Annotated in this window: 17 protein-coding genes and 4 pseudogenes; 4 read left to right on the top strand and 17 right to left on the bottom strand. The window is 37.9% G+C overall.

What is annotated here, in order from left to right:
• Positions 1-589: 589 nt before the first annotated feature.
• The 11 genes and pseudogenes from PING_RS10555 to PING_RS10600 all read right to left on the bottom strand — a co-directional run bounded on the left by PING_RS10555 (position 590) and on the right by PING_RS10600 (position 11,123).
• Positions 590-1,700: pseudogene (locus PING_RS10555) on the bottom strand (ISAs1 family transposase).
• A gap of 177 nt (positions 1,701-1,877) precedes the next feature.
• A pseudogene (gene tnpA / locus PING_RS19970) lies at positions 1,878-2,185 on the bottom strand (IS200/IS605 family transposase); the annotation flags it as partial.
• A 267-nt stretch (positions 2,186-2,452) separates the two neighbouring features.
• Positions 2,453-3,142, bottom strand: coding sequence for a hypothetical protein (locus tag PING_RS10560; RefSeq protein ID WP_049752971.1), 690 nt, complete (start codon positions 3,140-3,142; stop codon positions 2,453-2,455).
• 110 nt (positions 3,143-3,252) lie between these two features.
• Positions 3,253-3,423 carry a hypothetical protein gene (locus PING_RS20600; RefSeq protein WP_157035349.1) on the bottom strand — a complete coding sequence of 57 codons (171 nt, stop codon included), beginning with the start codon at positions 3,421-3,423 and terminating at the stop codon, positions 3,253-3,255.
• Between the two features lies 1 nt (position 3,424).
• On the bottom strand, positions 3,425-4,525 hold the full coding sequence (gene glf / locus PING_RS10565; RefSeq protein WP_011770357.1) for a UDP-galactopyranose mutase: 1,101 nt from the start codon (positions 4,523-4,525) through the stop codon (positions 3,425-3,427).
• A gap of 18 nt (positions 4,526-4,543) precedes the next feature.
• The gene (locus PING_RS10570) at positions 4,544-5,791 is read right to left on the bottom strand and encodes a flippase (protein WP_011770358.1); all 1,248 of its coding nucleotides are present in this window, start codon (positions 5,789-5,791) and stop codon (positions 4,544-4,546) included.
• An 85-nt stretch (positions 5,792-5,876) separates the two neighbouring features.
• Positions 5,877-6,560 (bottom strand): annotated as a pseudogene (locus tag PING_RS10575) (ISAs1 family transposase); the annotation flags it as partial.
• Positions 6,561-7,387: 827 nt separating this feature from the next.
• Positions 7,388-7,615, bottom strand: coding sequence for a hypothetical protein (locus PING_RS10580; protein WP_041766382.1), 228 nt, complete (start codon positions 7,613-7,615; stop codon positions 7,388-7,390).
• Between the two features lie 457 nt (positions 7,616-8,072).
• A complete protein-coding gene (locus tag PING_RS10585; RefSeq protein ID WP_011770361.1) occupies positions 8,073-8,543 on the bottom strand; it encodes a Dps family protein in 471 nt (156 codons plus the stop codon).
• Positions 8,544-9,108: 565 nt separating this feature from the next.
• The gene (locus PING_RS20985; RefSeq protein ID WP_232279356.1) at positions 9,109-9,348 is read right to left on the bottom strand and encodes a DUF2141 domain-containing protein; all 240 of its coding nucleotides are present in this window, start codon (positions 9,346-9,348) and stop codon (positions 9,109-9,111) included.
• An 830-nt stretch (positions 9,349-10,178) separates the two neighbouring features.
• Positions 10,179-11,123, bottom strand: a complete 945-nt coding sequence (locus PING_RS10600) for a LysR family transcriptional regulator (protein WP_011770362.1) — start codon at positions 11,121-11,123, stop codon at positions 10,179-10,181.
• 273 nt (positions 11,124-11,396) lie between these two features.
• Here PING_RS10600 and purE point away from each other — a divergent pair, with 273 nt between their 5' ends.
• The 3 genes from purE to PING_RS10615 are packed head-to-tail and all read left to right on the top strand — an operon-like array spanning position 11,397 to position 14,753.
• Positions 11,397-11,876, top strand: coding sequence for a 5-(carboxyamino)imidazole ribonucleotide mutase (gene purE, locus PING_RS10605; protein WP_011770363.1), 480 nt, complete (start codon positions 11,397-11,399; stop codon positions 11,874-11,876).
• Positions 11,876-13,006 carry a 5-(carboxyamino)imidazole ribonucleotide synthase gene (locus tag PING_RS10610; protein WP_011770364.1) on the top strand — a complete coding sequence of 377 codons (1,131 nt, stop codon included), beginning with the start codon at positions 11,876-11,878 and terminating at the stop codon, positions 13,004-13,006. The genes purE and PING_RS10610 overlap by 1 nt, the downstream gene beginning before the upstream one ends.
• A 31-nt stretch (positions 13,007-13,037) precedes the next feature.
• Complete coding sequence (locus tag PING_RS10615; protein WP_011770365.1) at positions 13,038-14,753, top strand: SulP family inorganic anion transporter; 1,716 nt, start codon at positions 13,038-13,040, stop codon at positions 14,751-14,753.
• Between the two features lie 588 nt (positions 14,754-15,341).
• Here the strand turns inward: PING_RS10615 and PING_RS19975 are convergent.
• The 6 genes and pseudogenes from PING_RS19975 to PING_RS10655 form a co-directional block, all read right to left on the bottom strand.
• Positions 15,342-17,453, bottom strand: a complete 2,112-nt coding sequence (locus PING_RS19975; protein WP_011770366.1) for a sensor domain-containing protein — start codon at positions 17,451-17,453, stop codon at positions 15,342-15,344.
• Positions 17,454-18,079: 626 nt separating this feature from the next.
• Positions 18,080-19,345: pseudogene (locus PING_RS19980) on the bottom strand (transketolase); the annotation flags it as partial.
• A 53-nt stretch (positions 19,346-19,398) separates the two neighbouring features.
• Complete coding sequence (tal, locus tag PING_RS10640; RefSeq protein ID WP_011770367.1) at positions 19,399-20,358, bottom strand: transaldolase; 960 nt, start codon at positions 20,356-20,358, stop codon at positions 19,399-19,401.
• Between the two features lie 150 nt (positions 20,359-20,508).
• Positions 20,509-21,765, bottom strand: coding sequence for a PTS ascorbate transporter subunit IIC (locus PING_RS10645; protein WP_011770368.1), 1,257 nt, complete (start codon positions 21,763-21,765; stop codon positions 20,509-20,511).
• Between the two features lie 9 nt (positions 21,766-21,774).
• Positions 21,775-22,062 carry a PTS sugar transporter subunit IIB gene (locus PING_RS10650; protein WP_011770369.1) on the bottom strand — a complete coding sequence of 96 codons (288 nt, stop codon included), beginning with the start codon at positions 22,060-22,062 and terminating at the stop codon, positions 21,775-21,777.
• A gap of 67 nt (positions 22,063-22,129) precedes the next feature.
• Positions 22,130-22,573 (bottom strand): PTS sugar transporter subunit IIA, encoded by a 444-nt coding sequence (locus PING_RS10655; RefSeq protein WP_011770370.1) that lies wholly within the window; start codon positions 22,571-22,573, stop codon positions 22,130-22,132.
• Positions 22,574-22,858: 285 nt separating this feature from the next.
• Between PING_RS10655 and PING_RS10660 the strand changes: the two genes are divergently transcribed.
• On the top strand, positions 22,859-23,884 hold the full coding sequence (locus tag PING_RS10660; protein ID WP_011770371.1) for a LacI family DNA-binding transcriptional regulator: 1,026 nt from the start codon (positions 22,859-22,861) through the stop codon (positions 23,882-23,884).
• Positions 23,885-24,266 lie beyond the last annotated feature (382 nt).

Here is a 24,266-nt window from a genome sequence, read left to right on the forward strand (position 1 = left end):
GACCATAGTGTTGAACGATGGAAAAACATAAATTTACTCGATATTATTTTATTAACTAATTGGTGCAGTTATGTCTGGCAGGGAAGAGATAGAAGATTTTGGTAATGATAAATTAGATTGGTTCAGACAGTATTTACCATTCGAAGTGGGTATTCAATCTGCTCAGCGTTTTTCAAATATTTGAGCCTAAAGAGTTTCCGAAAAGCTTTGCCAAATGGATGAAAAATGAATGAAAAGTTGTTGCGAAATGACCCATGGTGACATAATTGTAATTGACGGGAAAAAGCAACAGTTTCATTTAAGAAACAATACAGATTCGATAGTATGTATACCCATGTTACTTCCAGATGCTTTGTCAGGCGCAAGCTCTTCGATCAGAGCAAGACGCAACACGACCTTTCCAGCGATTAACTGCGTTAATCCTCTAGCGGTAGATGCAAATGCAAGCATTTACATCTTAAATAGTTATTCCCTTTTCGATTGCTGCAACGCAGCGCTGGTTTTCGAGCTTGCGCCCCGTAGGGCAGGGTGAAATTACGAACGACTTAGTTCACATAATCAATCTAAATAGATTGAAATTACCCTTCATTTATAACAACGAAAGTCCTGAAACAACTCGTTCTCGGTAACTATCACTACGATTTGCTTGTTTATGCTTTCTCTTGATACCACCATCGAAAGACTTTTCATTCTTTAATAAGTTCAAGCTTGTATGTCGCACAGTTGCTAGATTTTCTGTTGAATTCTGCTGGCGAATACGACATGAGTCTTCATTCATAGAAATATCAAGTTGCCAATGCAAGTTATTTTCCACAGTCCAATGGGCTCTTGATGCCTCTAATAGGGACTTCGCATCTAGTTTTGCTGAACTGATATAAAACTTAACGGCTACAGTTGTTTGCATATCTTTCTCAGTTCTAAACGAGACAACATATCCAAGCGTTTTTAAGCCTGGCCATTCAAAAACTAAGTCACCAATTTCGTTAGCATCTGCAACCATACACATCCTGCTATCTTCTCGACCATGGCCTTTTTCTTTAGTCGTATAGACTTCTGTTTCTGGTAACTCTAATCGGCCAATTGAAAATATACCGTCTAATGCTGTTTGTAATCGTTCTTGGTTACCTTTAACAGGCAAAAGATAATCACCACCTTTATCTACGATTTTTTTAGCTATTTTAGTTTGGCATCCCATTGCATCAATAGTTACGAGGCATCCACGTACATCCAATAAATCTAATAACTTGGGAATCGCTGTAATTTCATTAGACTTAGCATTTGTCTTAACTTGCCCTAACACAACCGAATTAGCGGCTGCAAAAGCGCTAACCATATGAATAGTATCTGATTTATCTTTCTTTTAATCTTTTTCCATCAATAGCAATGACATCTCCATGACTCATTTCACAGCAACTTTTCATCCAAGTAGCAAAGCACTTTTGAAATTCTTTTGGGTCAATCAACTGAAAAACACGAGAAATTGTGTCGTCCGTAGGTATTCCGCCTGAAAATGGTAAATACTTTCTCAGCCAATCTAACTTATCGTTGCCGAAATCTTGTATTTCTTCCCAACCCTCACAGCCCGATATGACGGCTGTAATTGCCAAAAATAAAACATCAACTAAATTGTGATGCACTTTCCTCGGTTGTCGGGTATCACGGATGATTGAGAGCTGGTTTATCAAGGTTATTTGGGACATATCTGGTTTCTATTTAAGATAAAAAGAAGTATATGATCACAACCAAAACTGATCTACAACGTGATCCTTTTGTAAATTCAGATATATAGATACAGCTAACATTAAAAAAATAAAAGGTAAAAATAAAGAGCAATTAATAGTCAAAATAAAAGTCTACATTCGTAATCTTGCCCTGTCCCCAGGTGTGACACAAAAATATCTTCTAGACCAAAAATGACGCCCCCAGTATCGCTTTTTTAAGTCGGGGAAACATTCAAATAGTTTACATGAGGCTCTCCACTTCACCCTTCTCATTATTTCACTTGTTGCCATATTAGGGGGAGCTGAAACTAAAAGATGAACGTGATCTTTGCTAACAACTCCTTTTAAAATCTCAATTTCAAAAGAATTACATGTTTGCCTGATCAATTCTCTGACCTTCAACCCAACATCACTTTTTAAAACTTGATACCTATATTTAGTAACAAAAAAAAATGATACTGAATCTTAAAAACCGTATGGCTACCATATCAATAATTTATTCCCATCTCCTAACCAAATACCTATTAAGATATTATAGCTAAAGCCGATGGTTTTAACCTTTTCAGGAGACTAATAAACTGTTCATTGTATAGGCGTTACGTGATTTAGCCATGGTACTTTCCCTAGTTGGTAAAAATCATAAATTACATATAACTGGGTTATTAAACTTACATTGATAATAAGACTTCATTTTAGTCTCTTCATTATTTATCCCTAGCCTACAACATGTCCTAAATTCTATTAACGAATAATTGTACTTGTTTTTGAAAGTTATCTTTTTCCTGTAAAATTTGTCTTCTATAACTTTCAAAGTTCAAGTTATGCTTATCAAAATCGCCTAGGATAGAATTGATCAAAACGCCTGTTTTATTAACACTTTGAGCATTATTTTCATCTACTTTATAGGTTTCATCAATGACAACATCGTGATTATTATTGGCGCTCCCTTTTTTTCCTGTAATTAATACACATTTAGCCATTGCTGCTTCTCTAGGGATCCTATCCTTGCCTGGATGATTACCAAAATCAATATATATCTTACTGATTTGCAGTAACTCAGAGACCTGCAGAGAAGTCATATTTTCAATTGCTACAAACTTTATATCTTTAAAAGATGCAATTAATTTCACAGTAAACTCAAAGCCTTTTTTAGGATTATAAGCTACTATATTTTCTTTTTTCGAGGTATCTACAATCTGGCTTAAGTGTTCATCACTCAGGTAATCAGTAAGTAAATACGAAGTGATTTCATATTTGAGTAGAAAATCCATTGCATAAAAACTTTGCACCAAGTGATTATATTTGCTCAGTTTTTCTACTGGTTGCACAGTAACTGTCCGGCCTATAATTTTTTTGATTATTTTTTTTAGTTTACCAACATTTCCTGTTGGATTTGCGGGAAAATAATTATCGACAGACAACCACCATATATGAACATTAGCTTTCGGAAATAATTTTATTTTTTCCGTTGCAACTTCAGGAAAAACAACATGCGCATCTAAAGTTTGAGCATCTTCGATTCTTGCAATATTTACATTATAAATTTCATATGGTTTTGGTGTGCTAATTTTTTTTTAAATGGATAATATATTATTTTTGCATCAGCACCTGAAACATTTAATGCTTGAACAAATTGATGTAATAACTCAGGCCCACCAGTCACAATATTGCCAGGGCATATTACAAATACTTTTTTTTTCATCTCAATTTTCCTTAATTTTATTAACAAGATTAAGAGCCGACTTTATAACTTGATGCATATCATAATATTTATACTCCGCTAAGCGCCCACCAAATATAATATTTTCAGCCTTACACAACTCTCTATATTTTTTAAACAGTGCCATGTTTCTTTCATCATTTATAGGGTAATAAGGTTCATCACCTTCTTTCCACTCACAAGGATATTCTTCAGTTACTACTGTATGTTTGGTATCAACTGGATCAAAATGTTTATGTTCTATAATACGTGTGAAAGGAATGTCACGCTCGGTATAATTTATAACAGCATTGCCTTGGAAATTGTCTTGTTGTAATGTTTTAGTTTTAAACTTTAAAGACCGATACTCCAATTTCCCTAACTTGTTTGCGAAATACTCATCAATTGGGCCCGTATAAATTATATTATCAGCTAAAGCTTGATAACATTCTTTATCTTTAAGGAAATCGACATTTAAACGAACCTCGACTTCTTCAAGCATTTTTTCAATTAACTTCGTATAACCACCTACTGGTACACCTTGATAATTATCAGAGAAATAATTATTGTCATAGGTAAAACGGACAGGCAATCGTCGAATAATGAAAGCAGGCAAGTCTTTGCAATCTCTACCCCATTGCTTTTCTGTATAACCTTTTATCAGTTTTTCGTAAATATCCCTACCAACTAGAGAGATGGCTTGTTCTTCTAAATTAGATGGTTCTTTACCATCCATTTCTTTACGTTGTTCGGATATTTTAGCTTTTGCTTCTTCGGGAGTTTTTGTTCCCCATAGTTGATAAAACGTATTCATATTAAAAGGTAGATTAAATAAATCACCTTTATAGTTTGCCAATGGGGAGTTTGTAAAGCGATTAAATTCAACAAAACTATTTACGTAATCCCAAATTTCTTTATCGTTTGTATGAAATATGTGCGCACCATACTTATGAACTTGGATGCCATCATTGTTTTCAGTATAAATATTACCACCGATATGATTTCGCTTTTCTAAAACGAGTACTTTTTTACCCCGCTTTGTTAATTCATGTGCACACACAGAACCAAAAAGGCCTGAGCCTACAATTAAAAAATCGTATTTCATTTATCAAAACATTCTAAATTAAGGTTTAAAGAGGGGGATTTCTTTTTTATTTATAGTGCGTAACATCAATAACATGACTATTGATTCAGTGATGATAACAGATATTGCAGCCCCCTCTGAATCCAATAAATAACATAAAGGTACCAATGTAACCAAACTAAAAAAACCGGAAGAGATTAATATTTTTGAGAATTCTTTTTTATACCCATGCGTTAGAAGAACTTGAATACCAAAAATATTACTAAGACCTATTATAATAGGTAACACACTCATAATTCTTAGTACTACAGCACTTCTTTCGAATTCCTGACCAAATAACAATTCGACGACTAAAGGAGCAAAAAAAAATAAGCTAACACTAATGCAGCAAGTTAATATGATTTGGATTTTCATTAAGTATCTTATCATAGCTAACGCTTCATCTTTACTTTTACTAATTAAACTATTAATTCGAGGATAGAAAGACACAGATATTGGTGAATATATGCCCTGTGCTGCCTGTAGCAATTTATTTGCAGAAACATAAACTGCTACACTTATAGGCCCTGCAATAATGCCTAAAATTACTGTTGTGCTCGTTGTATAGAGACTCATCGCTGCCGTAGACAAAAACAAATGCCAACCATCTGCCAACTCTCCTCTAATGCGATTAATTGAAGGCGTTTGCCAAACAATCCATTTTCTTTTGAAAATCAAATATGAAGAAAAAACTACGATAATTAACGATGGAACTGAGCTGATTAATGCAGCAACCCAAATATCATCTGTTTGCTTTACAAAGATAAATAAAAATGGAACACTTATTACTTGGAGTACAATCCTGATTATTGAAATAGTACCTAACTGTTCTTTTCCTTGAAACAACCACTGTGGAAATAAAGCAGCCCCAAACACAGACAAATACGCACACAACAGTATAGGTAATATTATCTCTATACTAGTAGCGATATTTGAAAGTATAAATAGTATAAATAAACCTGTAACTGACATAAGAAATCTTGCTGCTATAACATTCCAAAAAATGGTGCTTATTTTAAATTTATTATCTGGACTTTGTGCTATTTTTTGTGTCGCTGACAAGTCAAATCCAAAGTTAACTGCAATAACAAAATACTGAATAATCGCTAAACTAAAGCCTAGTGTCCCATATCCTATTGGCTCTAGTACTCGAACTAGATAAGGTAGCGTGATTAATGGGACAATATACGCCGCAACACGGATACTAAAAAGGGAAGAAATATTTTTAATGATTGTTCTATCTAACATCTAATTTTACAACTTTTGAATGAAATGAGAGCAGCTTGTAGCAGTGGGAAGGGCCAGGGCGAAATCATGAAGCACCTTACCCTGCCTTTTTTTTAGTCGTATAGACTTCTGTTTCTGGTAACTCTAATCGGCCAATTGAAAATATACCGTCTAATGCTGTTTGTAATCGTTCTTGGTTACCTTTAACAGGAAAAAGATAATCACCACCTTTATCTACGATTTTTTTAGCTATTTTAGTTTGGCATCCCATTGCATCAATAGTTACGAGGCATCCACGTACATCCAATAAATCTAATAACTTAGGAATCGCTGTAATTTCATTAGACTTAGCATTTGTCTTAACTTGCCCTAACACAACCGAATTAGCGGCTGCAAAAGCACTAACCATATGAATAGTATCTGATTTATCTTTCTTATTAAATGAACCTCTTAATGTTTTTCCATCAATAACAATGACATCTCCATGACTCATTTCACAGCAACTTTTCATCCAAGTAGCAAAGCACTTTTGAAATTCTTTTGGGTCAATCAACTGAAAAATACGAGAAATTGTGTCGTCCGTAGGTATTCCGCCTGAAAATGGTAAATACTTTCTCAGCCAATCTAACTTATCGTTGCCGAAATCTTGTATTTCTTCCCAACCCTCACAGCCCGATATGACGGCTGTAATTGCCAAAAATAAAACATCAACTAAATTGTGATGCACTTTCCTCGGTTGTCGGGTATCACGGATGATTGAGAGCTGGTTTATCAAGGTTATTTGGGACATATCTAGTTTCTATTTAAGATAAAAAGAAGTATATGATCATAACCAAAACTGATCTACAACGTGATCCTTTTGTAAATTCAGATATATAGATACAGCTAACATTAAAAAAATAAAAGGTAAAAATAAAGAGCAATTAATAATCAAAATAAAAGTTTACATTCGTAATCTTGCCCTGCCCCGTAGGGCAAGGAAAATTGCGCCAATCTGCGTTGTTATAAAATCTCTATGTAGAATAATGAGACTTCAATTTTATGCCTGGCATCTCAGCACAATTTTTCTTGCTGACTTTGCATCTTGAAGTATCATGGGTATATATGGTCAGCGCCTTTGCATCAGCTAATACCGCACCCCGCTTATTATTCCGTCGTACTCTGCTCGTCCAATCCAGTAGTTCCAGATAATCAATCAGTGACAAAGGAATGCCTTATGGTGTCTACTGAGCCTCATCGCCCAAAAAACCATACAAAAGTTTAATAGGGCCATTTTCGGGTGCCTTGGTCATGTGTTGACTTTGCGGTGCCGTGAATGCGTTTATGGGCGAAGGTGTATTCTGAGCGCTGTATGCTGAAGGGCATTTTGGCACGTACTGGGTTTAAATCAACGTAAGCCATCCAGGTAAGTAGCGTATGTTCATCTAATAGTGTCTGCGATTTAAAGCGCCCCTCCCACTCATTTTCAGGGAAATTATTGGAACAGTTTTAGCTGGCCCGCAAAGTGAATGCCAAGGCAATCAACCAGAAGATATCCATAATTTTTTTTCGTCATCTATTGATGATTATTTTTACTATTAATAACTGCCCTTTGAATCATCCTCCCCCTGCTTGCCATTAGCTTACTAATGTTGGCATTGGATAAAGGCGGCTACAACGCAGAGAAACTTCTTCATCGGTTAACTCTCTGTTTTCTAATTTATTAACATGAAAAATCAGATGGTAGTGATTAGACATAATGGCATAAACGCAGGTATCAATATTAAAATCAATATTAAAAATAAAGGTTAAAGTAAAAGTTAAAAGCGAAAGGCGAAAGGCGAAAGGCGAAAGGCGTTTAACCATCCATTGTCTGAAAGCTTTGCCGGCTGCATTTATCCTTGCCGCATAAAAAAGCACGACCTACACAACAAGAAATACAATGACAAATTTTTAGGGGATAAATTTGAACAGCTTCAGTTGGCGTCGAAGAAGTGAATAACAGGGATGTTATTCATAAAGTAAGGCGTATCACAGCCCTTTTTACACCCTCATCAGGGAAATCTGTGTTGCACGAAATTGCTTCATAATGAGCTCCTTATCATTCAAAACAGTGCCTGAAAAAACAGAGAAGCAGATTAATATTGAGTCAATTAGATGAGTGTCCAGCTATTCCCCAGACATAAGTCCCGGGCTAATATTTTAAAAAATGGTGGTCTTAATATTAGCGGAAAATGCTAATATTAAGACCATAACAAATAAGGATAAGATCGTAGTTTCGTTGCTCTTACGATCTGCCCTTATGCTTAATGTTCGGGTTCAGTTATTTTCTAGTAGCACGTAACATCCACGATGTTTTTTCATGAACTCGCATACGGTCTGAGACTAATGCTATTGTTGACTCATCATCTCCTGATTGTGCCAGCTTTAATACTTTTCTAGAGGTGTTAACAACTTGCTCATGCCCCTTAGTCAATAAATCAAGCATTACTTCTGAACTTGGAACACCATCAACTTCTTCGATAGAAGTGAGTCTGGAAAACTCTTTATATGTACCTGGCGCTGCGACATCTAACGTACGAATACGCTCTGCTATATCATCTACGGCAACCGCTAATTCAAGGTATTGCTCTTCAAACATTAAGTGTAACTCTCTGAATTGTGGACCGCTTACATTCCAATGAAAGTTGTGTGTCTGTAAATACAAAGTATAAGAATCGGCCAAAAGGCATTTTAGTCCTTCAGCAATTTTATTTCTATCTTCAGTATTTATTCCTATATTGATATCAGTCATTTTATTTCCTTCTATGAATGAGAATTTAACGCTTTAGATCATAACAGTTTATAACTCACAGTGACGTATTATACAGCAGATTGAACTTTGAGGTACAGACCTCCTAAGCTGCCATAGGCTCTATGTGTTCACTATTAGTTTACTCGCGTTGTGTAATTTATTTCATTTTTTGGTTTATCATTCGCCTTTACTATTACATTTTAAGCCTCTGATTACGATACTTTTTTGAAATCGGTTAATTCCGATCAATGTTATTGTATCTATTGATTTCGACCCATATTGTCGTAATCGGGTATTAATTTTTCATTTAATCCTGTCGGTATCAAACCATAATAATCTGTAAAATAAACATCACAATAATCAAAAAATAACCCATCCAAGTTGTTGTGATAGTTTGGCGTAAAGCAGTGAATCGCCAAATAGATCACTAGTGTGTTTCTTTGTCGGCTGGAGCGTCCTTATTAGGCTAAGAAACACTTGATAATAGTGATTAATTGAGGCGCTAAAGTAGAAATTTTCATGCACTGGGCGCTTAATAACTTAGGCTCATCTTCATTTTTATATTCTACCCACTATATTCGAAGCTGGGGGCAGAAAATGAAGGAGCACTCAGTAATGCTTTGGCATTGTTTGAAAAACCAAAGCCTTCCTTGGGAACACCTATCAAGTTGGTATCCAGCTTGCCATTCGTATTCTCATCATGAATGACGGCCATTGCATACTTACCCGGCAGGATGTCTGTAAAGTGGCAAATAGCCTGCGACTCATCAATTTTGATGATGGTAATATTAGTTGCAAAGAGCAAAAGTTTTTGGGGAAACCCTCCCAGATTCGAACAGTACGGAGACTATAGCGCCAGTGCTGTTTCTTATTTTTAGAATCTTTACGTGAATTCCAGAGTATAATGGTTGGGCAAATGCGAGGGAGGGTAAACTCGCAAAGATCATCATCACAAACCATACGATGCATCGAACTGCCATTGGGATCCGTACCTATAAGCACCTGATTGTGGAGGAAGCTGCTGATTTTCGATTGGTTGACTCATTCATCAATTTTATCTCATTTTCAACCTGCAGATCCTGACTGGAACGCAGTGAAAACCGGGCTATTTCACCCTATTATTAAACGCTACTTTGCACACACTAGTGTGCAAAAAAAAAGTGTTTATTTAAAGTATTTATTTAAAGCATTTATAAAAATCTACATCATTTTTTATGTTGTGGAATGTTTTCTATTAACCGCAATTTAAGTTAACAGCATGATTGGTAATATTAAAAAATCAATCACTGACCGTTAACTATCAACTTTTAATACGATATTTTACAGTCTTTTGTTATAGATTTAAGCGTTTTTCACTGGTTTTTTTTTGGCTAGTGTTGTCCGGTTTTCGATATGCCCCCTGCTTTCTTTCTTTAGCCTTATTGGGGGAGATCTCAGCTCTATTTTTGCTATTTTACACAAAAAAACCATGGAATCTGGTGAGGTTTACTCGCGGGATATGGGCTAGGTTTTTTACTCATAGCGACAATAAGCATATCGGGGAAAAAGCACGAAAGTGCGCCAGCTGTTATAACCGAACGAGTTAGAGGATAGATGCCTCCGCACATTAATACAGCTATTTTATAGGAGTAAATATTAACCCAGACCACTTTTATCAAGTTCATCTTGCAGCAATTCCCTGCCGTTCGATTCAATATGTTTTAAAAAGGCAGAAGCGATTAAAGTGGGTCGTTTAGATGTTGACCACATAAAAAACCAATGAGAATCTATTGGCAACTCTTTTACAGGTAAGCGCACTAATCCGCTTTGCCCACCATAGGTAAGTGTGTGAGCAGAAATAATAGAGATCCCTAATTTAGACATAACGGCATGTTTAATCGCCTCGTTACTTTCAATGGTCATTTTTATATTCGGTTGTAACTTATGCTGTTTAAACAAAGCCTCAATAGCGTAACGGGTACCTGAGCCTTTCTCCCGCATTAAAAAGGGCACCTCACACAGATCTGCCAAACTAATTGACGCCTGTTTACCTAAAGGATGGTCTTGATGGGCAATCGCCACTAAAGGGTTATCTAACAACTCTAGGCTTTGCGCATCAATATCCTGAGGCGGATGACTAAATACATAAAAATCATCCACGCCTTGTTTCATCCGTTCAATCGTTTTCTCCCTATTGCCAATATTTAACTGGATATCTATATCGGGAAATTGCTCACAAAAAGGCCCTAAAAGGTGAGGAATAAAATACTTGGAGGTTGTCACCACGGCCAAGCGCAAGGTACCAGATTTAAACTTACGTATATATCCTAATGCCATATCTAAACGAGCAAAACTATCAAGCACCTCTACAGCAGTTTTCACTAGCTCTAAACCAACATCAGTAAAAATCAACTTACGGTTTATGAATTGATACAAAGGCTCACCAATCGCATCGCTGAGTTTGCGCATCTGAATTGAAACAGTGGGTTGAGTTAAAAAAAGCGCTTTTGCAGCTTCATTAATACTGCCTTTATCATGCACCGCCAATAAAATTTCGAGCTGCCTCATTGTGCCAACATGGGCATGAAGACGTGATTGCATAATACTTCCTCTGTTGTTTGTCTAACCCGTTGGTGTTTTCCAACCACTTGGGATCGGCCATGCACTCTACAATAGATAATAATCTATATTGCAATTAGATAATATCTATTTTCATCTATCTAAGGTTCTCGTCATACTCGCCTTATCTAAAGATTGACCAACCATTTTGACTTATATCGAGAAGTCAGCGTTAGGGATCGACTTCTCCTTTAACGTACTGATTTACATTCCAAACCACAGCGTAATAACACAATGGATAATAGGGTAATAACAATGAATAAACATAAAGTCGCGATCATCATGGGTTCTCAATCAGACTGGCCTGTCTTGCGCCAAGCAACCACCCTGCTTAAGGAGTTTGGTATCCCTTTTGAAGCGATGGTGATATCTGCTCATCGAACACCACAACGATTATATGAGTTCACCAAGTCAGCTGAAAATAACTATAGCGTGATCATCGCAGGTGCAGGTGGAGCAGCTCACCTACCTGGAATGACAGCAGCACTCACTTGTGTTCCAGTGATTGGCGTTCCTGTGCAAAGCAAAGCACTCAAAGGCATGGATAGTTTGTTATCTATTGTTCAGATGCCAAAAGGTGTTGCTGTGGCGACGCAAGCAATTGGCGAAGCGGGCGCATTTAATGCAGGCTTATTAGCGGCTCAGTTTCTGGCAATCCACGATTCAAAATTGCAAAGCAAAGTAAAAGCATGGCGCCAGCAGCAAACTGAGAGCATTGCTTGGGAGGTGGAATAATGCGAATCGCCATTGTCGGTTGTGGCCAGCTCTCTCGTATGATGGCCCTCGCGGGGCTGCCTCTGGGCATTCAATTTAGCTTTATTCACGATGATAAAAGCCAAAACAGAGACTGTGTACAAGGCTTAGGCATCATAGAATATTCGCCTGACAAAATAAAAAGCACAAACAGCTATGACACTAAAGCCATCGCACAACTTTACCAAGCTCTAGGTCAACCTGATTGTATTAGCGTTGAAAAAGAGCAAGTTGACCTTGCTTTATTACAAGCATTAGCTGATTTTTGTCCTATTTATCCGTGTGTTGCAGCGATAAAAGCTTGCCAACACCGAGGTGAAGAAAAACAGTTATTAACTGACTTAGCTATTCCAACTTCTCCTTATTTTTATAATAACGGTGCTAAGCAAGCGGTTCAGACTTTAGGTTATCCCGTTATGGCCAAATCATGCACCGAAGGCTACGACGGCAAAAACCAATGGCTGATTAAAACCCCTTCTGATGCAGTGCAGTTTGATAAGTTACAAATTGAAGATTATATCATTGAAAAGTTTATCGAATTTGATAAAGAGATATCACTTATCTCAGTGCGCAGCCAAAGTGGCCAAATCAAGCACTACTCTCTCACCGAGAATCATCATCAGCAGGGAATGTTAACACACTCAATCGCGCCCGCTCTTAATATTCCTGACTCTGTAAAGCTGCAGGCACAACATTATATGGAAAGCCTGCTCAACCAATTAGAGTATGTCGGCATACTGGCCATCGAGTTTTTTGTGGTTGGCGATAGCCTGATGGTTAACGAACTGGCTCCTCGCGTTCACAACAGTGGGCACTGGACTCAATTAGGCAGTATTACTTGCCAGTTTGAAAATCACATTAGGGCCTTAGCTGGACTTAATCTAGGCAGTACAGAACAGATAGCGGTGACTGGCATGTTCAACCTTATCGGCACCAAGCAGCCCCCCTTTGATGCATTAACCCAAAACAGCAAACTATATTGGTATAACAAAGCGCCTAAAGCAAAAAGGAAATTAGGGCACATTAATTTTATTGCTGAAAATCAACAATTGGTTAAACAACAGATGATCCAACTAGCTGATGCTAATCTATCACTGACTGTTCATCATTAACTGATGTCTAACGATTAAAAAATAATAACGAATGCTGCAGCCTATTTATGCAGTTTTTTATTTGGAGAATAATGTCGTGCTTGGAAATCGTTTTGAAAATATCAATCTAAAGGGCGATATTTTTGGTGGTGTCACCACTGCTATTATCTCTTTACCCTTGGCACTTGCCTTTGGTGTTGCCTCGGGCGCGGGTGCAGAGGCGGGCCTTTGGGGCGCAATTATGGTTGGTTTTTTTGCCGCCCTTTTTGGAGGCTCAACCACCTTAATTTCTGAGCCAACCGGCCCAATGACGGTGATCATGACAGCAGTATTAACCAGCATGATGGCTAAATATCCCGAAACAGGGATGGCGATGTCATTTACTGTGGTGATGATGGCTGGTGCCTTTCAAGTGATTCTAGGGACACTTAAACTCGGAAAGTACGTTACTTTAATGCCCTATAGCGTGATTTCAGGTTTTATGTCTGGTATTGGTGTTATTTTAATTATCTTACAATTATCCCCGCTCTTAGGGCATTCAGCCCCTGCAGGCGGTGTTATAGGCACACTATCGGCAATACCTGACACACTTGTAAACATGGATTTCAGTGAGCTGTTTTTAGGCTTACTCACTCTGGCAGTACTATTTTACTTTCCTAAAAAATATAGAAAATATGTACCCGCTCAGCTGGTTGCATTAGTCGCTGTTACTCTTTTATCAGTATTTTTCTTTGATAGCGAGAGTATCCGTCGCATAGGTGAAATTCCCGCGGGGTTACCCTCTTTAGTACTGCCTCACTTTAATGCAGATATGTTTACTAATATGGTGTTAGATGCATTGGTACTAGGGACATTAGGTTGTATTGATACTCTGCTAACCGCCGTTATTGGTGATTCATTAACACGTAAAGAGCATGACTCTGACAAAGAACTGCGTGGTCAAGGGATTGCAAATATGATTTCAGGTTTGTTTGGTGCATTACCGGGCGCGGGCGCGACAATGGGCACAGTAACCAACATTCATGTGGGTGCTCGTTCACCTGTTTCAGGCATGGTGCGCGCCTTGGTACTTGCGTTGGTAGTACTGGTTGCAGGCGGGCTTACCGAGCCAATTCCAATGGCAGTATTAGCCGGTATCGCCATTTACGTCGGTTTAAATATTTTAGATTGGAGCTTTATCCAACGCGCACACAAAGTCAGTATTCAAGGCATGGCTATAATGTATGGCGTTATGTTACTCACTGTTTTTGTTGATCTGATTGTTGCTGTGGGTCTTGGCGTATTTATTTCTAATATTATCATCATAGAGAAACTCAGTAGAGAGCAAGCGCGTAAAGTTAAAGCGATCAGTGATGCCGATGAAAACGATGTACCTCTCACGGACCATGAGCGCGTACTATTAGATAAAGCCGGTGGAAAAGTGTTATTTTTCTACTTGTCGGGTCCAATGATATTTAGCGTATCAAAAGCGATATCGCGCCAGCATGCCAGTATTTCTGATTATCAAGTGATGATATTAGATTTAAGCGATGTGCCGATGATCGATGTCACCGTGGGCCTTGCTCTGGAAAATGCGGTAAAGGATGCACAGGATTCTAATTGTGAGGTGTTATTGTTATGCCCAAATAGGGGAACACGTGAACAATTAAAAAAATTCCATATCTTGGATTTGATAGCAAACGCTAATAATTACACACATAGAGAGCAAGCGTTACAAGCCGCACTTAACCACGTTGCAACGGAAAAATATCAAACGACCAGAAGTTAAAAAGTAGATAAAGTGATTTTCTTTTTTTACTCAAAATGAATAGGCAACACGTAGTAATAAACATTAACGCTCAAATCATAATGGCTTATTTGAAATTACTACGTCACTCCTCATGCTTTGTAATGCCAACAAAAGCGATTATCTGTTTCATACATAGCTGTTAACAATTTTAATCGCTATCTTTAATAAAAAACATTCAGTGAGATTTATTCAAGGTCATAAAACGAATTAGTCAATAACAAAAAATTCACCATGAACACTTGGTTTCGCTTAACTGTAAGTGTCAAGATTTTTGTTCTACCTGTGGCAGATGGAGAATGACTAAAAGTACGGTTTTATTGGTTGATGAGCAATCTAATGATCAGGTAATAGGTATTACGCTTCCCTTTTTAATTGCAATTTAAGATAAAATACCCTGTTCAAATTGATGTTTTTGGTAAGTCGCTTTTATTTTTCCTACACTCATTCTAAAAGGTTAAGGATATATAGTTAGCTATGCTGCAGATGATTGTTGTTTACATTAATATTTATTTGATAACTTGGTTCATTTTCAAACTGAAATTCAATAAAGGAAAAAGTACTTAAATTTCAAATCAGAGTGACAAACTCTGAAACAGGAACAGGACGGCTGAAATAATACCCTTGATAAATTTTGCAACCAAACTCCTTAAGAATTTCAAAATGAGCCTCAGTCTCGACCCCTTCAGCAACAACATTAATACCAAAGTTTTTACCCAAATCGATGATCGATTTGACCATAATTAAATCCATTTTATTATCAAATAGGTCACGAATAAAGGATTGGTCAATTTTAAGTTCATCAATGGGTAAGTTTTTTAAATAGCCCAACGATGAATATCCTGTTCCAAAATCATCTAAAGAAAAGGTTAATCCAAACGCGACCAGATCATTAAGTTTTTCTGCCGTTCCATTTATGTCTCTTAATAAAATAGATTCTGTAATTTCTAATTTTAATTTAGACACGTTAATATCAGAATCAGAAACAATCCTTTTTATACCCGCCACAAAATCTTTCTGCCAAATCTGTTTAGCGCTGATATTAACGGATAAGGACAAGTGCTGGTATTGTGGATCAGATTGCCATTTTTTTAATTGCTGACATGCTTCGCTTAATACCCAATCACCAATCGGTAATATCAAGTTGGACTCTTCGGCCACTTTGATAAAATCACCCGGGTTGACCAGCCCTAATTCTGGATGATTCCAGCGAATTAAAGCCTCGGCAGACACTAGGTTTTGCTTCGCATCGTATTGGGGTTGGTAATACAGCACAAAATCTTTTTGTTTCAAAGACTGACGTAACTCTTTATCTAAGCAAGTGCTGTAATCTAATTTTTCCTGCATCACAGGGTCAAACATAGCAGAATCATCACGGCCATTTTTCTTAGCCTGATACAATGCCAGATCCGCAAGCTGAAGTAGTTCAGAGGGCACTTTGCTCTGGCCATAGAAAATAGTAATACCAACACTTGCGGTAATGAAGTAATCAATATCGGCAGCCATATTGCTTATTTTTATATTAATTTTTTGCTTGATTGAATGACAAATGCTCTGAGCAAGACGTTGCGCCTTAATGGCCGCTTTGACCGGCTCAGAATCCAGTTCATTAAGCACAATCACAAATTCATCGCCGCCAAATCGAGCAACAGTATCATCCTTACGTATAACCGATTGAATACGTTGTGCTACGATCACTAATAAATCATCACCCGCTTGGTGTCCATAAGAGTCATTTAAGATTTTAAAGTTATCTAAATCGAGAAACAGCACTGCACCATATTTTTCAAAACGTTTGCTATGCTCAATCGCAAGGTTTAACCTATCATTCAATAGTGCACGGTTGGGAAGCATGGTTAAAGTATCATAAAAGGCCATTAACTCGATTTCAGACTGGTTGAATTTTTTCTCTGTAATATCCTGCATGATCCCAACCAATAACTTCGGCTTGCCCTGATCATCATACTCAAGAACCTGCCCTCTATCCCAAATCCATATCACTTTACCGTCAGGGCGCCTAAATCTGTACTCAATATCATAAGGAATTTTTTTTTCGATTAGCGCCTGAAGAGAGGTAAGGACATATTTTTTATCTTCTTCAACAAGACAATCCTGAAACTCTGAAAACGATCTCTTTGAATGTTTAACGCCGGTGATGTCTGCCCATTTTTGATTCTGAAACACCTCATTGGTTTGTATATTCCAATCCCACATCCCCTCACCGGAGACCTCTAATACATGTCCCAAACGCTTGGCATTGGCTTCTGCTGTATTTTTAAGCGCGGTGATTTCAGTAATATCTTTTGCAAACATGACAATATTTAGTTCATCATTGTTGTTTTTAAAAGGGATTTTTAAGGAGTGGTAATGGCGAATCTCCGCTGTCCTTGCATTAGTAGAATCTTCGTAGACCATTTCAGTCTCAAAGCGTCGCATAATAGACTGGGCGTTTTCTTTAAAAAACTGACCTTGTTCTTTATTGCCTGTAAAAAAGGAGTCTTCTTTTCCAATCATCTCCTCTGGAGAGGTGCTATAAAGTTCAGCGATACCTTTATTTGCGAAAATAAAGTTGCCCTCCCAATTTTTGGCCATAATGGGCTCTGGAATACTGTTCACAATATTTAACAATAACTTGTTTTTTTCTCTTTCGGCATTCAGCTCTAATTGGAGCGCATTATCCATGTAAACCTCAAATATATTGTGAATAAATATAAAATAATGTTTCTAACTTGAACTGCCAACGACAGTTAAGTTTGAGCTGTTCACAATAAATGTCTATTGTGCTTTCTATTTGGTAAATAGTTTCATGGCTAATATTAAAGAGAGTATTTTCATGGATCCAACCTAAAATCTGCTCGGGACCCCATTTCCCCTTAATTTTAGAGTCGATTAATTCAATGAGACACATCATCATTTTAATTGCTTTAGAAGCTTCTAATCGACGTTTTTCTGCTAATTTATGAGCTTATTTAATACGAGAACTGCGTTGGCCTGTATTACGCCAGAGCTTTTAACTGATCGTCGATTGGCTTACATTAAGTTGCTTTGCTATTTTATTTTGACTCTGACCTGTTTTATTTAGTGCAAAAACTGGCATCGTTGATCATAGGTCAGTTGTTTATCTATTTTCACTGTTTCATCTCTTGCCGGAGAAAAAGCGATTAGCACATAGTCAGCTGACCGCTTTTTCTACCTATTCAAGTTATGCACTTATTATTTGAATCTAATTTTGCTGTAATATAACGTAATAAAAACGGAAGGTAAAGACTCAGATTATAAAGCTAAAGCGGACTCAACCCCGTTTTCTAAGGTGAAAAAAAACATTTTAAATAACTGTTCAGTGGGTGCTGAGTGGGCCCATCTTCGCCCAGACCGATTGAGTCATGGGTGAATACTTGAATCGCTCGCTGTTTCATTAATGCCGACATACGTAAACCGTTACGTGCATATTCCATAAAAATTAAAAAGCTTGTGCCAAATGCTTCGATACAGTTTTGTGATGCTTTATGGGTTGCAATATTCGCCTGATTCGCTTGTAATATCCTCGATATACTGTGTTGATTTAACTTCCCAGTCGCTTGGCATGTCGCCATTGATACGACGCTTATATTCAGCGGCTAATTCAGGGTACGCGCTTGCATATTTGGCAAACGGTTCATCCTATGATTGTTCAAGGGCTTGCCCCTGCTCTTTATTATCCCAACCGGCATAGATATCCTCAGGAATTTCAAAGTCGCCATAGTTCCAAACTAATGCTTTACGGGTTGCGATGATTTCGTCGCCACCAATTGGCGCACCGTGACAGCCCTGTATACCCTGTTTGGTCGGCGCACCAAAACCGATAATGGTTTTACAACAAATCATGGTTGGTTTAGCCGTTTCAGCTTGAGCTTCGATAATCGCCGCTTTAATCTCGGCGCTGTTATGACCATCAACGGAAATTACATGCCAGCCGTATGCTTTAAAGCGTGCCGGTGTATCATCCGTAAATCAACCATCAACGTTACCATCGATTGAAATTCCGTTGTCATCCCAGAATACAATCAGTTTTCCGAGTCCTAAGGTGCCCACTAATGAGGAAACTTGATGTGAGATCGCTTCCATTAAACAACCATCACCTAAGAAAGTATAAGTAAAATGATCCACGATATCGTGTGCCGGACGGTTAAATTGTGCTACTAATGATTTTTCAGCAATCGCCATACCCACCGCATTAGTCAGACCTTGACCTAACGGGCCTGTTGTTGTTTCGATACCCGGTGCGTAACCATATTCCAGATGTCCAGGTGTTTTAGAATGCAGTTGACGGAACGATTTAAGATCGTTAATTGAAAGATCGTAACCGGTTAAATGCAGCAGCGAGTAAATCAGCATTGATCCGTGGCCGTTAGAGAGAATAAAACGGTCACGATCGCCTATTGCGGGTTAGTTGGGTTATGTTTTAAGAAATCACGCCAAAGGACTTTGGCTATATCAGCCATCCCCATTGGCGCTCCGGGGTGACCTGAATTGGCTTTTTGTACGGTATCTATACTGAGTCCACGAATCGTATGAGCGAATCGTTTATTTTTCATAGAAGTTCCACGGTAAATAGAGAAAGGGCTATTTATTAACCTAGATGGAAAAATTAAAGACGATCTGCAATCATTTTTTCCAGCTTATCCTGATCAATTGCAAAATTACGGATACCTTCGGCTAGTTTATCAACCGCCATAGGATCCTGATTATGCTCCCATAGGAACTCAGCATGGGTTAATGGTGCCTGAAAAGTCAACGGGGTGACTGAAGTTGCCGCTGGCGATAATTTTCTAACCACCTCACCCTCAGAATCTGCTAATTGCTGTAATAATTCAGGGCTGATTGTTAGTCGGTCACAGCCGGCAAGCGCTAAGATCTCACCAATATTTCTGAAGCTTGCACCCATAACAACTGTTTTATAATCGTTTGCTTTGTAGAAGTTATATATTTTTGAAACAGACAGCACACCCGGATCCGTCTCTGGGGTAAAGTCACGCCCTTCGTTTGCTTTATGCCAATCCATAATTCGGCCGACAAACGGAGAAATTAAAAACACCCCCGCTTCAGCACAGGCACGTGCCTGAGCAAAAGAAAATAAAAGAGTCAAATTACAATTTATACCCTCTTTTTCGAGTATCTCAGCAGCTCTAATACCCTGCCAGGTTGATGCCAGTTTAATGAGAATGCGATCGTTACTGATTCCAGCCTCATTATACATTTTTATCAACTGACGCGCCTTAATAAGGCTTGCTTCGGTGTTATAAGATAAACGGGCATCAACTTCAGTTGAAATACGTCCCGGTACAATATTTAAAATTTCTTTGCCAATATTAACCGCTAACATGTCACAGGCATCTTGCACCTGCTGCTTGGGATCGCCACTTTGTGCTTTTGCATACTGAATTGCACTGTCAATTAAAGGTGCATATTCAATAATTTGAGCAGCCTTTAAGATAAGTGAAGGGTTAGTGGTAGCATCTTGAGGTGTATATTTTTGAATTGCTTCGATATCCCCGGTGTCAGCGACAACGGTCGTTAATTTACGTAATTCATCTAATTTAGAAACCATGATATTAACCTTTTAACAATTTGTTAAATAAGAATATTAATACTTTGTCTTTATTCATATTGTTGATTTTAAATGTGCGATAAACAATGAGACAGATCTTGTTTTTTATGAAAAAGACAAGACCTGCTCCCTATGCTTAGAAAAGCATAATTAATTGACTATAAGCCCAAGCAAAATACCGACAACACCAAAGTCTGCATCACTAAAGGTGGTGTTTTCAAACCCTAAATTACCTAACACAGGCAATAAGAATACCGGTAAGAAAGTAATTAACAAACCTGATGCAAATGCACCTAATATAGCACCGCGTCGTCCTCCAGTTGCATTGCCGAAGACACCCGCTGCTGCACCAACAAAAAAGTGCGGTACGACCCCAGGAATGATCATCGTCAGTCCCATCAGATAAAGCAGGACCATGCCGACTAAACCAGCTGTAAAGCTTGATAAGAAACCGACTAAAACAGCATTGGGTGCGTAAGGAAATACGACTGGGCAATCAAGAGCAGGAATAGCATTCGGTACAAGTTTGTCTGAAATACCTTTAAAAGCAGGTACAATCTCAGAAATAACCATTCGCACACCTTGTAAGATGACGTATACACCCGCAGCAAAACTGATTGACTGCATTAATGAAAACATAAACCAGTGGTCACCACCGCTGACTTCGCGAACATAATCACCGCCGGCAAAAAGACAGGTAATGATAAAGATAATAAACATGGTGAATGAGATTGCCACTGGTGTATCACGTAAGAATAACAAGCCCTTAGGAACATCCATATCTTCAGTCGAATGCGCTTTATTACCAAATTTACTGCCGATAAAACCAGCCAACACATAAGATAATGTTGAAAAGTGACCAATTGCCACATCATTAGAGCCGGTTACCTGTTTCATGTATTTATGTCCAATTGCAGGAAAAAATACCATTAACGAACCAACAAGAATCGAACCTGAAGCGACCAAAGGAACACCTGACATGCCACTAGTAGATAGAATGGCAGCGACCATCATCGACATAAACAGGGTGTGATGCCCGGTTAAAAAGATGAATTTCCATGGCGTAAAACGGGCAATTAAAATGTTAACGATCATAGCAAATAACATGATCATGGCCATCTCTTTACCGAATGCTTCCTGGGCTATTGATACGATCGCTTCATTATTGGGCACGACACCAGTAATATCGAATGCATACTGGAAGATAACCGCAAAATCACCTAATGAATTGACAACTAAGCCTGCACCAGCACCTAAAATAACAAAACCCAATATGGTTTTTACGGTACCCTTAATACAATCTGTTATTGATTTCCGCTGCGCAACTAAACCAATTAACGCTATCAAACCAACCAGTATTGCCGGGTTGGACAAAACATCATCCATTAAAAAATTTAAAAATTCCATAACCTTCTCCTATAATGCGCCAAGTTCTTGCAGTGCAGCGGATAGTCGTTCTTTCATTGCTAATTTATCAACCATATTATCAAGGGTGACAATCTTGCCACCAACATTTTGTGCAACCAGCTGTTCAGTAATATCTTTAGTACCGACAAAAATATCACAAACTGTTCCTTTGGCCGATCCCAAATCGACATGGTCAACATCTGCTTTTACTTCTAACTCTTTAAGAATCGATTTAATGGTTATTTCCATCATTAAACTTGTACCAAGACCATTCCCACATACAACTAAAATGTTCATAATTTATACCTCTATTGTTTTTAACTTAGTGTTGTTAACTAATCTGTCATTATTGACAAGAAACTGATTAATACTGCTCTATAATACTGCGAATTTCAGCAACATTTGATGCATTGCAGATTGCTTCGATATGCTCTTCGTTCATAAATAATTCCATCAACTGCTGAATGGCTATAACGTGACTGTCACTGTCTGTCGCCGCGAGCGTCACTAACAGCTTTACCGGATCGTTCTCTTCATTATTAAAGTTAACGCCATTTTTAATAACCGTTAAACCTAAAGACAGTCTATTAACACCGTCTTCCGGTCTTGCATGAGGCATCGCAATGCCAGGACCAATAACATAATAAGGACCGATTTCCTGATGGCACTTAAAAATCGCATCTACATAACTTGGCTCTATCGCGCCGTTATCAAGCAGCGGTTGACATGCAAACTTAATAGCCTGCTGCCAGTTTTCAGCGCTTTCATAAATACTTATAACGTCTTCTGTAAGCAGTTTTTTAAGCATGTTTTTATGCTCCTGTTGTTAAGCTGTGGTTGATTAATGGCGTAACTTTAAACCTATTATAGATTCGTTTTGTGACTAAAATCACATTTGATAGCGCTATCTGATAGCGCTATCAAATGTGTGATTTACGTATCATTTTTTATTAACGGCATACAAACTTCCCATTTAGAAGAGAATAAAAAAGGTTATAATGCTACCCTCAGATGGTCTGCAACAGAGAAATCATAAAATTTAAAATGGCAGCTTATAACGCCACACTATTAAAAATAATATTCAGGACATTTTATGGAAGTGACTCGTAAACGTCGCGGGACAGGACGTGTAACATTAGCAGATGTAGCAAAAGCAGCAGGCGTAGGAACGATGACGGTATCTAGGGTATTAAGAATGCCCGATCAGGTTTCCGATAAACTAAGGGATAAAATACAGCAAGTTATTGATGAATTAGGTTATATACCTAATCGTGCCGCAGGTGCATTAGCCTCTGGGAAAAGTAACTCGATTGCGGTGATCCTTCCCTCTTTAGTTGATAAAATGTGTTCTCAATTTATCCCCCCATTTCAAAATATACTCAATCAGGCAGGTCACCAACTAATATTGGGTTACAGCAATTATTCAATTTCACAAGAAGAGCAGTTACTTTCTCCTTTATTAGCAAGCAACCCCTCTGCCATCGTGCTTTTCGGTAGCGAGCGATCTGCCCAATCGACAAAAATGATTAAAAACGCTCAGCTTACTATGCTTGAAGTGGCTGAAATAAATGATCTTTCCTTTGATTTAAATATTGGTATTGATCATTATCAGGCAAGCAAAGAGATGACGAATTATTTAATTAAAAAAGGTTATCAGAATATTGCTTTTGTCGGTTTCCAAAACGGACAAAATATTTTACGTAAGCAACTAGGTGGTTGGCAGTCAGCTATGCTGGAAAATTACTTATCTCCAGATCATTTTTTAATAGCCAATGATCTTACTGATATAAAATTAGGCAGTGAAGGGCTCGCTAAATTATTATTGCGGGAGAGTACGCTAGATGCTGTTATCTGCACTAATGAAGAGATTGCAACAGGCGTGTTGTTTGAATGCCAACGACGTGTTCTTAAAATTCCGCAAGATATTGCTATAACATGTCTAGATGGTTCAATACTCAGTCAGCAATGTGTACCGACACTGACCAGTATCGAGCTTGACTACGTGAACATGGGTAAAGAAGCAGCCAATCTATTACTGGAAAGATTATTGGATAAAGAGCAGAGTGATGCTAAACAAATTAATATCGGTTTTAAGCTTTGTGAACGAGCAAGCAGTTGACCTTTAAAAGACCAAAAAGCAATGTATTATATTGCTTTTTGGTACTTAACAGCCCAATAAAATACCTTTCTACGCACTAGACTCTCTTTTAGTAAAGCACCTTTTAAAAGATTCACTCCTTGTCACTGTTAAATTGCAGCCTGAGTTAAAAAATGATTGTAAAACTCAACCATTTCATCAAAAATAAGGGGCTTCTGTTTATCACAATGAGTGATTGACCAATGGATTTAGAAAAATGAAGTGCTTACATGCCATTCGGGCTAGGTCTTTCATTTTGTATTGTCTTGTTCAAATTGATATTAAAGAACAAAAATCTAAGGCGCTATGCCCCATTCCGATTTAGAAGGTTGAGTCACTGACGCTTTCAAAGTATGCCAGAAAC

Origin of the sequence: Psychromonas ingrahamii 37 (genome assembly GCF_000015285.1) — a bacterium.
GTDB classification, from domain to species: Bacteria; Pseudomonadota; Gammaproteobacteria; order Enterobacterales; family Psychromonadaceae; genus Psychromonas; species Psychromonas ingrahamii.